At 62.7% G+C, this 14,102-nt stretch carries 13 protein-coding genes; 5 read left to right on the top strand and 8 right to left on the bottom strand.

Annotated elements, in window-relative coordinates; translation table 11 throughout:
- Positions 1-77: 77 nt before the first annotated feature.
- Positions 78-1,289, top strand: coding sequence for a low temperature requirement protein A (locus ACFWEM_RS07195; protein ID WP_378446265.1), 1,212 nt, complete (start codon positions 78-80; stop codon positions 1,287-1,289).
- A 10-nt stretch (positions 1,290-1,299) separates the two neighbouring features.
- Here the strand turns inward: ACFWEM_RS07195 and ACFWEM_RS07190 are convergent, their stop codons facing one another.
- The 7 genes from ACFWEM_RS07190 to ACFWEM_RS07160 all read right to left on the bottom strand — a co-directional run bounded on the left by ACFWEM_RS07190 (position 1,300) and on the right by ACFWEM_RS07160 (position 8,871).
- Entirely contained in the window at positions 1,300-2,538 is a 1,239-nt protein-coding gene (locus ACFWEM_RS07190; protein ID WP_378532329.1) for a GAF domain-containing protein, read from the bottom strand.
- A 105-nt stretch (positions 2,539-2,643) separates the two neighbouring features.
- Positions 2,644-4,041, bottom strand: coding sequence for a dihydrolipoyl dehydrogenase (gene lpdA / locus ACFWEM_RS07185; protein ID WP_378532327.1), 1,398 nt, complete (start codon positions 4,039-4,041; stop codon positions 2,644-2,646).
- A gap of 6 nt (positions 4,042-4,047) precedes the next feature.
- Positions 4,048-5,559, bottom strand: coding sequence for a 2-oxo acid dehydrogenase subunit E2 (locus ACFWEM_RS07180; RefSeq protein WP_378532325.1), 1,512 nt, complete (start codon positions 5,557-5,559; stop codon positions 4,048-4,050).
- 2 nt (positions 5,560-5,561) lie between these two features.
- Positions 5,562-6,611, bottom strand: a complete 1,050-nt coding sequence (locus ACFWEM_RS07175) for an alpha-ketoacid dehydrogenase subunit beta (RefSeq protein ID WP_378532322.1) — start codon at positions 6,609-6,611, stop codon at positions 5,562-5,564.
- 10 nt (positions 6,612-6,621) lie between these two features.
- Entirely contained in the window at positions 6,622-7,545 is a 924-nt protein-coding gene (locus tag ACFWEM_RS07170) for a thiamine pyrophosphate-dependent dehydrogenase E1 component subunit alpha (protein WP_378446540.1), read from the bottom strand.
- Positions 7,546-7,779: 234 nt separating this feature from the next.
- Positions 7,780-8,241, bottom strand: coding sequence for an RNA polymerase subunit sigma (locus ACFWEM_RS07165; RefSeq protein ID WP_378532320.1), 462 nt, complete (start codon positions 8,239-8,241; stop codon positions 7,780-7,782).
- Between the two features lie 63 nt (positions 8,242-8,304).
- Positions 8,305-8,871: a hypothetical protein gene (locus ACFWEM_RS07160; RefSeq protein WP_378532319.1), complete on the bottom strand. Its 567-nt coding sequence runs from the start codon at positions 8,869-8,871 to the stop codon at positions 8,305-8,307.
- A gap of 254 nt (positions 8,872-9,125) precedes the next feature.
- Here ACFWEM_RS07160 and ACFWEM_RS07155 point away from each other — a divergent pair, with 254 nt between their 5' ends.
- The 4 genes from ACFWEM_RS07155 to ACFWEM_RS07140 are packed head-to-tail and all read left to right on the top strand — an operon-like array spanning position 9,126 to position 12,302.
- On the top strand, positions 9,126-9,782 hold the full coding sequence (locus tag ACFWEM_RS07155; protein WP_378532317.1) for a hypothetical protein: 657 nt from the start codon (positions 9,126-9,128) through the stop codon (positions 9,780-9,782).
- Positions 9,775-10,338, top strand: coding sequence for a hypothetical protein (locus tag ACFWEM_RS07150; protein WP_378532315.1), 564 nt, complete (start codon positions 9,775-9,777; stop codon positions 10,336-10,338). Before ACFWEM_RS07155 ends, ACFWEM_RS07150 begins: the two co-directional genes overlap by 8 nt.
- A gap of 12 nt (positions 10,339-10,350) precedes the next feature.
- Positions 10,351-11,028, top strand: coding sequence for a response regulator transcription factor (locus tag ACFWEM_RS07145; RefSeq protein ID WP_029256009.1), 678 nt, complete (start codon positions 10,351-10,353; stop codon positions 11,026-11,028).
- Positions 11,025-12,302 (top strand): sensor histidine kinase, encoded by a 1,278-nt coding sequence (locus tag ACFWEM_RS07140; RefSeq protein ID WP_378532312.1) that lies wholly within the window; start codon positions 11,025-11,027, stop codon positions 12,300-12,302. Before ACFWEM_RS07145 ends, ACFWEM_RS07140 begins: the two co-directional genes overlap by 4 nt.
- A gap of 64 nt (positions 12,303-12,366) precedes the next feature.
- Here the strand turns inward: ACFWEM_RS07140 and ACFWEM_RS07135 are convergent, their stop codons facing one another.
- On the bottom strand, positions 12,367-14,082 hold the full coding sequence (locus ACFWEM_RS07135; RefSeq protein ID WP_347874482.1) for a glycerol-3-phosphate dehydrogenase/oxidase: 1,716 nt from the start codon (positions 14,080-14,082) through the stop codon (positions 12,367-12,369).
- Between the last annotated feature and the right edge of the window lie 20 nt (positions 14,083-14,102).

The raw sequence follows: 14,102 nt of genomic DNA, 5'->3' as shown, positions 1-14,102 counted from the left end.
TAGGCACTGCGCTCGCGAAACGGACAAGTTCCGCGCCCTACCTGCACTGTTGGCGTCCATACCGGATACTGACCCCTATGTCGGAACTCGGAAAAGAACCAGACGAGAAGCAGAAGGCAGTTCTGGAGCGGCACGCCTCGTGGATCGAATTGTTCTTCGACCTCGTCGTGGTTGCCGGCATCGGTCAACTTGCTCACCTGCTCCACGGTTCACCGTCCTGGTCGGATGTCGCGCTCTACGCCTTGCTCTATCTCGCGTTCTGGACCGCGTGGGCGACGTTCACGATGTACGGCAACGTTGCCGGCGACCGCGTCCGAATTCCGAGCATGCTGATCGCCATGTTCGGGCTGGCCGTCATGATGGCGGCAGTGGCCGGCATCCACGACAACCATGCGCTGGCCTTCGCTGTCGCCTACGTAGCCGTACGTCTGCTGGCGAGTCGCGTGTGGCACAACGGTCAGATCGTCGTCGACTGGCCGATCGCCCAGATGTCACTTGGTGTGATTCCGTGGATCGTCTCGTTCTGGTTCGAGGGTGACACCCGCTTCTGGCTCTGGACTGCCGGTGTCACCATCGACCTATTGATCATGTTCGTCGTCTCCGGCAGCGCGATCATGGAAGACGCGCAGGAAAAGCTCGACCGCATCATCAAGGTCCGTGGGTTCAAGGACGACCGAATGCCCGAACTCGAAGCCCTGCACTCCGATCGGGCCCACCTTGCCGAGCGCTTGGGCCTGTACGTCATCATCGTGCTGGGCGAAGGCGTGATTCTCGTGATCTCCGCGGCCTCGAAGCTCACCTGGGACTCGACGGTGGTCAGCCTCGCCGTCGGATCGTTTGTCCTGCTCTCGGGCATGTGGGCGCTCTCGCTTCTCTACGGCCACGCCGGTGTTCCGCACCTGCAGGCCGAGAAGTTTCCCGCTCGCATCGACATGGCCCTGCACTGTTTCACCACCGGGGCGATCGCAGTTCTGGTCGCGGGCCTCGGGGCGGCCACCGAACACGGCGCGGAACACACACCCACGAACCTCCGGTGGCTGTTGTGCGGAAGCATCGCAGTCTATTTCGGCATCAGCACCGTGGCCGGATTGTTTGCGCGAACGGATCGACGGTGGCTGCTCGGCTGGGCACTCCCCTGCACCGCCATCCCCATCGTCATGGGCATCGTCGGCACGCATATGAGCGCGACGTGGATCATCTGGGTGCTGGTGGCTACCGTGACCTGGCAGAACGGCTACGAGTACGCGCAGGTGAGGCGTTCGCGCCGCTCTGCTGTGCGCCTTTATTAACCCCCCGCGGTTAACAAAGGCGCACAGCAGGGAGGGTTTTTACCCGCACCGCCGGGTCGTAGCGATAAGGCTGCGCCAAGAGGATTCCGGCCAATCGTTTACGCAACCTCGACATCTCGGCCCGGACGGTCACCGTCTTGCGCGGATCGCCGAACAGCTGTGAGGCTAGCTGCGAGGCCGTGAGGCCCTCGGACGACTGCGTCAGAGCGAGAAGGATCTGTGAATGGCGCGGGCTGAGGTCGATACTCCAACTCCCCATGGCCGAGGAGTACCGCAGTTCCATCGCATTCGGATCTCGCAGATCCAATTCGATTTCGGCACAAACAGTTCCGGACGCCGGGTTCAACTGAGGACGGATGAGCCAACCACCTGGAAGCGGCTCGCACATACATAATCCGAGCGACGGGAGCCAATGCTCGCCGCTGCTCATCACTTTCGGCAGCGCAATGCGGTAGATCGGCGCCATCGAATCCACGGCCGCGACCCAGCCACCACGGTCCACGACCACTGTAGGCTGACTCGCGCGAGCCAGTGTCGACGCCGAGATCATCCGGAGCTGATCCAATCCGATTCGATGCTTCTCCCGCAGCGCGGATTCCGCCAGCCTGGCCACACTGTCAACCAGTGCGAGGGTCGAAGGGTGGACCGTGTCTGCTGCGCCGGCGACGTTGACGACGGCGATGGCCCGGCGACTACGCGGATCCCGAACCGTCGCTCCGGAGCAGGTCCACGGATGCTGCGAGCGTGAGTAGTGCTCGGCCGAGAACACCTGCACTGCCGAACCTGATGCCAAGGACGTGCCGATCCCGTTGGTACCGACAGCTTCCTCGGTCCACGACGCACCCTCGATCATCCCGAGTCGTTCGGCCCGATCCAGCATTCGACTGGGCCCGTGTCGCCAAAGGATCCGCCCATGGCGGTCGGCCACCACGATCAGATTCGCGTCGTCTGGGCCGACGAGTGGCGCCAGACCGTGCACCGCCTCGTCGAAGATCTCCGTCATGCCGGCGGCGCGTCGGCCCTCTTCGATCTCGGATTCGCGGCCCGTTTTGGTGATCGAGCACCGCTCCGGATCGAGTCCGAGCGCACGCAGACGCGACCACGAATTCGCGATGACGGAGCGCGGACGTGCAGGCGGCTTGCGCCCCGACATCGTTGCTTCGTACACGGATTCGAGAACACGTGCGTACTGCGCCGGGTCTTCACCACTACCCAAGGCCGGTTCGAGTCGATTCGTTGCGCCGATCACACTCCAGTCCTATGCGACGAGGTCACCGAAAGCGAGCGTTGCACCCGGTTGCAGAGTTGTCCGCGTGCGTGAATGTAGGACGGCGTTCACGCACGCGGACTGTGCTCACGCGTTGAGGGGTCTCCCCAGCGCCGAGAGCACCGACTCGTGCATTGCCTCCGAGAGCGTCGGATGAGCAAACACGACCTCGGCGAGATCCTCGCCGGTGGCTTCGAGGGATCTGGCGATTCCGAACCCCTGAATCTGCTCGGTCACGTCCGGACCGACCATGTGCGCGCCGAGCAGTTCCCCGGTATCGGCGTCGAAGATCGTCTTGACGAAGCCTTCGGCCTCACCGATCGCCAATGCCTTGCCGTTCGCCTGCAGGTCGAAGTGCCCGACGCGCACCGTGCGACCAGAGTCGGCGCATTGCTTCTCCGTCAGACCGAGACTCGCTACCTGAGGGCGGGCATACGTGCAACCAGGAACGTAGTCACGATCGAGCGGGTGAACATCGGGCACGCCGGCTAGCTTTTCGACGCACAGGACGGCTTCGTGACTTGCCTTGTGCGCCAGACACGGAGCGCCCGCGACGTCGCCGATGGCGTAGATCCCGAAAGCACTGGTGCGGCACCACTCGTCGGTGACGATCGCACCGCGCTCGATCTCGACACCCACGGCTTCCAACCCGAGATCCTCGACGTTGCCGGTAATTCCGGCCGCCACCAAAACCCGGTCCACGGTCAACGCGTGGACACCGTTGCTCGTCTGCACATTCACCTCGACGGCGTCGGCGCCGACGGTTACCGCCGACACCGAGGCTCCGGTGTGAATCGTGATGCCCCACTTCTCGAACTGCTTGCGAACGAAGCCGGAGATCTCCTCGTCCTCGACCGGCATGATGTGCGGTGCCATCTCCACGATGGTCACCTCGGTTCCGAGATCGCGGTACAGGCTGGCGAATTCGACTCCGATCGCGCCGGACCCGATCACGAGCAGCGACTTCGGCAGTTCATTCGGGACGAGTGCGTCGAAGTAAGTCCACACCCGGTCGGCGTCCGGAGCGACACCGGGAATCGAGCGCGGCCGGGCGCCGGTCGCAATGATCACGTGGTCGGCTCGATACGTCCGACCTTCCACGGATACGACGCCCTTGTCCACCAACTTCGCAGTGCCGGAGATGACCTCGACGCCGTTCTTCTTCATCAGATAGGCAACACCGCCGGACAACCGCTCCGAAACGCCACGGCTGAACGCCACCAACTTCGAGATGTCGAATTCAACAGACGCCGAACTGAAGCCGTATGTGTCGAGTTCGCTCAAGGTATGCGCGACGTCCGCGCCGTGAAGCATCGCCTTGGTGGGGATACAGCCCCAGTTGAGGCAGATACCACCGAGGCGATCACGTTCGACCAGCGCAACGCTCAACCCCAACTGGGCAGCCCGGATCGCCGCAACGTACCCACCCGGGCCGCCGCCGATGACAAGAACGTCGTACTTCTGAGACGTATTGCTTTCCACCACAGCCCCTTACACCAACATCAGCGCGGGAGAAGCAACAAAGCGCTGGAGTTCGCGAAGGAAGGTCGCACCCAACGCTCCGTCGATCACCCTGTGATCGCACGAGAGGGTCACGGTCATCAGTGTCCGAACCGAGACGGTGTCGCCGACCACCACGGCCCGCTTCTCCCCCGCACCAACGGCGAGGATCGCACCCTGGGGCGGATTGATGATCGCGTCGAAGGCCTTGATCCCGAACATACCGAGGTTGGACACCGTGAAGGTTCCACCCTGGAATTCTTCGGGACGGAGTTTGCCGGTCTTCGCCTTGGTGGCCAACGAGAGCACCTCACCGGAGATGTCCGCCAACGACTTGGTGTTCGCACTGCGCACGATGGGCGTGATCAGCCCGGTCGGAAGTGCCACTGCCACCGAGACATCCGCCGACGCGAATCGAAGAACCGATTCGTTCGCAGCATCGAACTGGACGTTCACGTCCGGCACCTTCATCAGCGCGGCGGCGCAGGCTTTCACGATGAAGTCGTTGACCGACAACTTGACCGCCGGGACGGTCGAATTGATCTCCTTGCGCAGAGCGAGGAGCGCATCGAGCTCGAGATCCGCCGAGAGCCGGAAATGGGGAGCCTGCTGCTTGGACGCCTGCAACCTACCGGCGATTGCCGATCGCATGGGTGTGAAAGGAACTGTGTCGTAATCGGGTTCGACGGCAACGGTTCCCGTCTCGGCTGCCGCATCAGGTAGGAACTGCGCGGAACGGGCGGCGTCGTGCACGTCGGCGACGCAGACGCGCCCCCTCGAGCCCGTCGGACGACAGTCGTGCAAATTGACGCCCAGCGATTGCGCAGTTCTGCGTGCGACCGGGGTGGCCGGTACGGCGCTGTCATCGACAGTCGATCGCAGCGGAAGTCCGGATCTCGTAGCCGTCGCCGCGGGCGCAACAGTGCCACCGGCGTCACGAATCGCGTCGTCGATGTCTCGGACACTGATCCGTCCGAGGGGGCCCGTGCCCACCACGGCGGCGAGATCGATTCCGAGTGCTTCGGCACGTCGGAATGCGCGAGGACTGGCAAACACGTCACTCTGAGTCGTGCCCTGCAGAACGCTCGGTACGACGGTGGAGCCGGTTGGTGCAGGTTTCGGTGCAACAACCGCCTTCGCAGCCGGCGTCGGCAGAGGTGTCGCGGGAGCCGCCGGCGCGGCAGCTGGTGACGGCTCTTCCGGCGACGCGGTTGCGCCGCGCGCGGCGAGGAACTGCTCGATCTCCGCATCCGTCGTGGACGCGTCGGCTGACACACCGATCACGGCACCGACGGGCAGGGTCTGCCCAGGTGTGCCGACGATCTTGCGGAGAACACCGTCGAACGGCGCCTCCAGCTCGTTGGTGATCTTGCTGGTCTCGATCTCACAGATCAATTGGCCCTTGGTGAACGACTCGCCTTCCCCGATGAGCCAGGCGTTGACCAACCCCTCCTCCATGGAGAGCCCCCATTTGGGGATGTCGATAGCTTTGATATCCGCCATGATCAGGCTCTCACCAGCTTGCGAACCGACTCTTCGATGCGCGCCGCGTCAGGCAGCCAGGCAGTTTCGAGGGTCGGGGAGAACGGAACCGGGGTGTGCGGCGGCGTGATCAGTTCGATCGGCGCTTTCAGGTAGTTGAAACCCTTGGTGGCGATCAACGCGGCCACGTCGTGCCCGAAGCCGCAGCGGGCTGCGGATTCGTCGACGATCACGACCCGTCCGGTCGACGCGACGGATTCGAGGATGCCATCCTCGTCCAGTGGTGAGACAGTACGAGGATCGACGACCTCCACCGAAATACCCTCTGCTGCCAGCTTGTCCGCTACGTCGTTGGCGCGGTTCACCATTGCGGACAACGCGATGATCGTGACGTCGTCGCCCTGCCTGGTGTAGTTGGCGACGCCGAACGGAATCGCGTAGGGCTCGTACGGCACCTCGTCCTTGAGGTCGTAGAGAACCTTGTGCTCACAGAAGACGACGGGATCGTCGTCCCGGATAGCTTGGATGAGAAGCCCTTTGGCGTCGTAGGCATTGGACGGTGCGACCACCTTCAGACCAGGCACCGCCGCGAACACGTTGTACGGGGACTGAGAATGCTGTGCAGCGGCGGAGAATCCTGCGCCGATCATGCCTCGCACCACCAGCGGAGTTCTGGCCTTGCCACCGAACATGTAGCGGAACTTGGCAGCCTGGTTGTAGAGCGCGTCGTAGGAAACTCCGAAGAAGTCCATGAACATCAACTCGGCGACCGGCCGAAGTCCGGTCAGTGCGGCTCCGGCAGCCATTCCGATGATCGCGGATTCGGTGATCGGGGTGTCGATCACACGCTCCGATCCGAACTCCGTCCACAGGCCCTTGGTGACACCGAGGACACCGCCGAACGCCTCGATCTTCTTCGTCTCCAGATCGGGATTGGTACCGGCATGCCCGCCGCGTACGTCCTCACCGATGAGGACGACGCTCGGATCTCGTTGCATCTCTTGGGCGATGGCCTCTTTGACGGCCTCGCGGTAAGTCTTCTTCGACACGTTCTTGGTTTCCACGCTTGTCATCTCGGGCTCCTCAGTACGACACGTAGACATCGGTCAGCAGATTCTCGACGGGTGGATACGCCGCGGCGCGCGCCTTCGCTACCGCCTCGTCCACCAACACCCGCGACTGCTCGTCTACCGCGTCCAGATCAGCGAAGCTGACCTTCTTCGCGTCGACACTGCTACGGAAGTTCTTGAGCGGATCTTTGGTTTCCCGCAGTTGCGCAACCTGTTCCGCCGTGCGGTAGAGCTGCGCGTCGCCCTCGAAGTGGCCGTGCCAGCGGAATGCCGCCGCCTCGATCGTGGTGGGGCCACCGCCGGTCCTGGCACGCTCGGATGCTTCCGCCATTGCGTCGTAGACCGCGAAGAAGTCGGTGCCGTCCACCTTGACGGCAGGCATGCCGAAGGATGCGGCGCGCGCGGCGATGTCGGGTGCACCGACGGCGTAGTCGGTTCCGGTGGCCTCCCCGAATCCGTTGTTCTCGATCACGAAGACGATCGGAAGATCCAGCACCACAGCCATGTTCATCGCCTCGAAGACGGTTCCCTGGTTAGATCCACCGTCACCCGTGAACGAGGCTGCGATGACACCGTTTCCGAGCGTCTTACCACTCAGTGCCGCACCGATCGCCAACGACGGTGCGCCGCCGACAATCGCGTTGGCGCCGAGCATTCCCACGGACAGGTCGGCGATGTGCATCGAACCACCCTTGCCGCGACACAGGCCGTCGTCCTTGCCGAAGATCTCCGCCATCATTCCGTTGAGGTCACAGCCCTTGGCAATGCAGTGCCCGTGACCGCGGTGTGTGGATCCGATGTAGTCGGCGTCGCTGAGGTTCTCGCACACTCCGACGGCGATGGCTTCCTGGCCCGAGTAGAGGTGAATGAAGCCGGGGATGTCGCCGGTTGCATTCTCTTCGTGCAAGCGATCCTCGAAGGCACGGATACGTGACATCTTCTCGTACGCCTTCAGCAATGCTTCCCGGCCCAGTCCTGAATGAGGCTTGGCCCCGGTCTTTTTCGATCCTGGCGTTGTCGGCTTCTGCGCCGTCCGTTGAACCACCGTCACACTCCTCGTTCTCGATCACTCGTGCCATGCAGTGTCGTGTGGGTCACGGGCGAAGAGAAAGAGTTGCGTACGGTTGCCGGGAGTTGCGAAGGGTTGCAGCTGTTGACTTTCGAGCGTTGATTAGGCGCCGCTCAGGCTGCCGCGTCTGATCTTGGACAGCGCGCGGTGTTGGACGAGTTCGACGGCGCTCGTTGTTGTTCTCAGTGACAGCGCCGTCTCGCGCACGTCGAAACCGACAACGATGCGAGCTACCAAAACGTTGCGTTCGACGGCCGACAGATCGCCGAAAGGCAGAGTGAGTCGACTCGATGCTGGTAGCGAATCGATTTCGCGACTGATCGCGTCGTACAGATGCGCGAGGAACGCTTCTCCGGCGCGTCTTCGTCGCCGGATGTCGGACAGGACGGATCGGCAGATACCGACGGCAATACGATCAGCGTCGAGCGGTCGCAGTTCGGCACGACAGCGCCGCGTCACCAGAGGCACGATGCGTTGAAGGAGTTCTGCAATCGCGTCACGATCCCCTCGGCACGCATCGTCGGCAACACTGTCGATCGAACGTCCACCTGCCCTGCTTGTCATTGCGATCTCCCCCTGGTTCGGCCCTTGGTCGAATTCCCGACTACTGCTGAGGTTTTGAACTTGTCAGGGGCGTATCGGCTCGGGGCAGATCCCGGTTTGTTCCCCGATGATGTTGATCTCGGCGTTGGAACGAGGGTCAGCGCCGTAGTTGATCTGGTCGGTGCACTTCTCCGAGGGCTCGACGGCATCGGGTGGGAGCGGCGCCGGACACGAACCCATCCGCTCTCCGATGCTGTTGATCTCCGCATTCGAACGAGGATCACCCGCATAGTTGATCTGATCGGTGCACCTGGTCGACTCGGTAGACGGACCAGGGCCCGCAGGGGCAACCGCGCTGGTCGAGACCGGGGTCCAGGCCGGCGCTGCATCGCCCGCCGGGGCTCCGGGAGTGGATGTGTCCGCACCGCCGCCCACCGAGTTCGAGCTTTCGACTGTCTCCGACGTGGTCGCTGGGGTCGGCGGCGGTGCGGTCGTCGACGCCGCGACCACCGACGTAGTCGTCGATTCGAGTCCTGGCGCGCTGGTGTCGTCACTCGAACACCCGGCCATCGCGCACACCACTCCGATCGTCAGTACGGCAAGCAGCACTCGCGGACGCCGAGTCTTGTTGGTTAGCAATACTTCAGGCATTTGCTCTCACACTCCTCGATACGCGGATCAGCTCGTTCCGCCCAAGCGGTGAACACCGACGTGACTCACTCTAGAAGCCCGATTCCATCGGTTTCGTAACAGAATTCCGGCGGTCGCGTACCAACTCTCGACGGTCCCGACATTCATACGATTACGTAACGGTGGGTGGTGAAACGCCGATATCGAGATCACGTGTGATCCTATGAAAAGTGCGCATGCCGATGAGACAGTTCGCACCGGCCGGGGAGGGGAAAGTGTTGTATCGGAATGAGATCTGCGAGGGCCGAACAGGCCGCACTCGCAGGCTGTTCGGTACGGCACTCGCGACAGCGGCCCTCGGAGCGTCCGTGATCACCGGATGCGTGTCCACCCAGGGTGTTGTGATCGAAGGCGATGTCGCTTCCACCGGATTGTCCGTCACACAGCCCGCCGACCTGGCCAGACGGGTTGCCGAGAATTCGAGGTTGGGGCGGGCGCTTCTCGACGACCCCGGGGTGTCGGAGGGTGTGAAGACCGAACTCCGATCGTGCCCGGACTGGTATCCGATCTCTGTCGGATCCATCCTTCTCGATCCAGGCGCACCTCGTATCGTGCCGGAGACCGAACTGATCGTCATGAACGTGTATCCGTGCCAGCCGGCCCACCAACCCGGGACCGGAGTATCGATTTCGGTCAACCTCGCCGGCTACGTCTACCGCAGCGGCAAGGCCGGTTCGAGTGAAGACAATCCCGAACTAGGTGAGCGCCTGTTCTCCGTCGAAGAGCGAGGAAAGTTCATCGTCAGCGGTCAACGGGCCGCGAGTTTGTCTGTCCTGGAGACGGATCCGCGGCCACCGGAGTTCGAATGTTGCCCCCGTCCACCGCTTCGGACCGAGTTCCACTGGGATGGAACGGAGTTCATCCGTGATTGATCGCCGTCGTCGCGCGCTGCTCGCCGTGCTCTGCCTGCCGGTCGCGTTTGCTCTCGCCTCCTGTTCCACCGAGCCTGAATCAGAACCCACTCCGAATATCGCAGCATCACTCGACCCCTCGGATCTCTCACAGGGCTTGAGCATCGATCCTGTTGCCCTCCTCAGAGCAGACCCGGAAGTGTCCGATGCGGTCAAGGACAGTCTCCGACTGTGCGGTGATGCGAACTTCCCCTTCGAAATCCGCTACTCCCACGTGACGGACGCCGTTTGGCAAGATGCCGTCGTCAATGTCTTCACCTGCGAGTCTGTCGGCATCTGGGGACGACCGGCCCCACCGGTCAGCTTCATGGTCGCCGGATTCGTCTACCAGATCGACGAATCGGGCGCTCACAAAGTCTTCGGAGTGCAAGACCCAGGACGCTACGTCGTCGGCTCAACCGGAGGATTGTCGGTCATGGTCGACCTGTGCAAAGACCCCGGCATTCCGGAGTTCTGTCAATCGTCGACTGCATACAAGTGGACCGGTGAAGGGTTTGAGAGTGTTCCGTTCCCATGAAAGCGAAGGCCGATGACCGATCCGTTGATTTTGCTGGTCGAAGACGACGCTGTCATCCGCGAAGCAACGCAATTGAATCTCGAACGCAACGGGTTTCGGGTGATCACCGCATCGGGTGGGTTGACCGGAATGGATTTGGCGGTCGACGCCAAGCCCGATATCGCCGTCCTCGACGTGATGCTTCCCGACCTGAACGGAATCAGCCTGTGCCGACGCATTCGTGAGGAACTGTCGGTGCCGGTCATCATGCTGTCCGCGCGCGACGACCCGGTCGACATAGTTCTCGGATTGGAAGCCGGTGCCGACGACTACGTCACCAAGCCCTTCGACAGCGGTGTCCTGGTGGCCCGTATCCGAAGTGTGCTCCGGCGGGTCGAATCCCATTCCGGTACGGAGAAAGACATCGTGACTCTCGGCGATCTGGAGATCGATCGCGAGTTGGTGACCGTCACGCGTTCGGGCGCCGAAGTGGCACTCACCCCCACTGAAATGAAGCTGCTCCTGGTCATGGTGAGTGTGCCGCGGAAAGTCTGGTCTCGCTCCGAACTGCTCTCGGACGTCTGGGATTACGACTGGGGCGGCGATACGCGCATCGTCGACGTTCACGTTCAGCGATTGCGCACGAAGATCGGCTCCGAACAGATCCGAACCGTCCGGGGGTTCGGCTACACGATGGACAACCATCGGTGAGATCGCGGGATCTCGCCGCCAAGCTCCCGTCCACCGGGAGGCGGTTGTCGTTTCAGTGGAAGATCGCGGCGGCCATCACGTTCGTGATTGCCGTCGCCTCGATCACGCTCAGTACCGTGATGCATCAAACCTTTTCACACAACCAGGAGGATGCAGCGCGGGCCGCAGCTGATCGCAATCTCCAACTGGTGCTGCAGGACGAAACAGGCAGCATGCGTGCATTGTTCCGCGCCACCACGGATGGCCTGGACGTTCCGGAAGAGTTACGCGAGGCCGTCGCCGGCGGCAAACGCGCCACCTACCTCGTCGACAGTGGCGACCAACCATTCGTCTGGGCAGCTGCCGACGTGAACACTCAGGTGGTGGCGATTCGCGTCCCGTACACCGCGCAGCAGGAATCGATCGCCAGCGTCGATCGGACACTGCGCAATGCCACCGTCGCTGTGATCGCAGCGGGTGCCGTCCTGGGTGTGATGCTTGGGCTCGCGATGTCGTATCGTTTGCGCTCGGCCGCCCGTGCGGCTCGCAAAGTGTCTACCGGAGCGGACATCCGCGTCCGCTCGGTCACCTGGTCGCTTTTCGACGACGAGATCACCGAGTTGGCGGATGCGGTCGACGCAATGTCGGATGCGCTGCGGGGACAATTGGACGCCGAGAAGCGTGTGACAGCCAACATCGCGCATGATCTCCGGACGCCCATCTCCGGACTGGTCGGCGCCGCGGAGCTTCTGCCGCCAGGTAGGCCTACCGAATTGGTGCGCGACGGCGTACATAAACTCAGGAGACTCGCCGAGGACGTCATCGAAGTGGCCCGCCTCGACACCACGTCCGAGCAGGCTGACATCCAATCGGTGGAACTGGCACCGGTGGTTCACCACGCGATTTCCACCACCGGGGTGGAGTGCGAAGTGAGAGTTCACGGCGCCCCCGCGTCGTACACCGATGCACGCAGACTCGAACGGATCATCGCCAACCTGATTTTGAATGCTCGCAATCACGGAAAGTCGCCGATCGATGTCGACGTCGACCACTCCCGCATCACGGTGCGGGATCGGGGCAGCGGGTTCACTGAAGAGTGGCTTCGTCAGGGGCCGAAGAGATTTCAGACTGATTGCGTCGAACGCGGCCCGAACTCGGGCCTGGGTCTCGGCTTGACGATCGTAGTGGGGCAAGCGGCGGTCATCGGCGCTCGAATCGACTTCGCGAACCATCCGAACGGGGGCGCGGTGGTGACGGTCGACCTCCCCGAATGCTCGTCGGACGAGTTCGATTGACACCGGTGCAGTTCGGTCGATCGGCCGGGACACAGTGCCCCGGCCGACCATTGGTGCTTCAGGCTCAAACCTGTCCGACAGTAACTCCGGTGCGAACGTCCGGTGCACCGAGGCGCGCCGCATCAGCCGTCAGGTCATCGGGCTGCTCCTGAGATTCCCGCTCGGCTGCAACGCGCAACCGGTAGTGCTCGATCTCCTCGGCAATGTGCTCGGGAGTCCAACCGAGCACCGGTGCAACCAGTTCTGCCACTTCGGCAGCTGCCGCATCTCCGCGATCGGTAACCTCGATGGAGATGCGAGTACGACGGGTCAGGATGTCGTCGAGATGCTGCGCACCCTCATGGCTCGCAGCGTAATGGATCTCTGCCTTGAGGTACTCAGGGGCGGAGTCCAACGGTTGCCCCAGTTCCGGCCTCGCCTCGACGAGTTCGAACAACTCGTCGGCCAGAGTGCCGTACCGACCCAGTAGGTGCTCGATGGTCGAAACGTGGAGTCCCGTGCGCTCAGCGGTGAGATGCCGATTGTTGTGCGCGGCGAAGTAGCCGTCGGCACCCACCAGTTGGATACGCTCGGTGCAGGACTTCGGCACCTTCTGTTCGAGTCCGTGCACCGCGGAATCGACTGCGTCCTTGGCCATCACGCGGTAGGTCGTGTACTTGCCACCGGCGACCACCGTCAAACCTCGGACCGGACTCGACACCGCGTGCTCACGCGAGAGAGTGCTGGTCGAGTCCGATTCGCCGAACAGCAACGGACGCAACCCCGCGTACACACCGACGACGTCCTCGTGCGTCAACTCGTCCTGAAGGAGCTTGTTGACATGTCCGAGGATGTAGTCGATATCGCTTCGGCTGGCTGCCGGATGCGCGAGGTCGAGGTTCCAATCGGTGTCCGTCGTACCGATGATCCAGTGGCTTCCCCACGGGATCACGAACAGCAGGCTCTTCTCGGTCCGCGTGATGATCCCGGTCGAGGAGTTGATCCGGTTGCGCGGGACAACCAGATGCACGCCCTTGGAGGCACGAACCTGGAATTGTCCTCGCCCACCGACCATTTCCTGAATCTCGTCAGTCCACACGCCGGCCGCGTTGATGACCTGGCGAGCACGGATCTCGAAGGCGCGACCCGTTTCCAGATCCACCGCCTTCACACCGACCACACGGTCCTCCTCACGGAGAAAACCGACGACGCGAGTGCTGTTGACGCACAGAGCGCCGTACTCGGCCGCCGTGCGCGCCAGCATCATCGTGTGGCGGGCATCATCTACCTGACCCTCGTAGAACTTGACCGAACCCCGGATAGCAGAACGCTTTCCGGAAGGGAACGATTCGAGAGTCTTCTTCTTGCCCACATGCTTGTGGTGTGAAGGAACCCCGCGGCCTGCGCCCATCACGTCGTAGACGCCGATGCCCAGACCGACGTACGGCCGGTCGATCAGCTTCTCGAGCGGGTAGATGAACGGCACCGGCTTCGCGAGATGCGGGCACAGCGAGTTCAGAACCAGCGACCGCTCACGCAGCGCCTCGAACACGAGCGCAAAATTGAACTGCTCGAGGTAACGCAGTCCGCCGTGGAACAACTTGCTGGACCGGCTCGAGGTTCCGGACGCGAAGTCGCGTGCCTCCACCAAGCCCACCTTCAGACCACGAGTCGCGGCGTCCAGCGCGCTACCCGCACCGACCACGCCACCGCCGATGACCAGGACGTCGAGTTCGGTTTCTTCCAACTTCTTCAGCGACTCCGCCCGCGAGGACGGACTCAATGCTTGTGCTGTGCTCATGAAAACTGTTCCTTCACTTG

Source organism: Rhodococcus sp. NPDC060176 (assembly GCF_042728675.1).
Classification (GTDB): Bacteria; Actinomycetota; Actinomycetes; order Mycobacteriales; family Mycobacteriaceae; genus Rhodococcus_F.
The sequence above is the reverse complement of the archived record's forward strand: the minus strand, read 5'-3'. Positions and strand labels throughout refer to the sequence as shown.

Coding starts and splice junctions, on each gene's coding strand:
- ACFWEM_RS07170 (WP_378446540.1), bottom strand. CDS start 7,545: ATGTCACGTATCCGTGCCTTCGAGGATCGCTTGCACGAAGAGAATGCA.
- ACFWEM_RS07160 (WP_378532319.1), bottom strand. CDS start 8,871: ATGCCTGAAGTATTGCTAACCAACAAGACTCGGCGTCCGCGAGTGCTG.
- ACFWEM_RS07195 (WP_378446265.1), top strand. CDS start 78: ATGTCGGAACTCGGAAAAGAACCAGACGAGAAGCAGAAGGCAGTTCTG.
- ACFWEM_RS07165 (WP_378532320.1), bottom strand. CDS start 8,241: ATGACAAGCAGGGCAGGTGGACGTTCGATCGACAGTGTTGCCGACGAT.
- ACFWEM_RS07175 (WP_378532322.1), bottom strand. CDS start 6,611: ATGACAAGCGTGGAAACCAAGAACGTGTCGAAGAAGACTTACCGCGAG.
- ACFWEM_RS07145 (WP_029256009.1), top strand. CDS start 10,351: ATGACCGATCCGTTGATTTTGCTGGTCGAAGACGACGCTGTCATCCGC.
- ACFWEM_RS07135 (WP_347874482.1), bottom strand. CDS start 14,082: ATGAGCACAGCACAAGCATTGAGTCCGTCCTCGCGGGCGGAGTCGCTG.
- ACFWEM_RS07180 (WP_378532325.1), bottom strand. CDS start 5,559: ATGGCGGATATCAAAGCTATCGACATCCCCAAATGGGGGCTCTCCATG.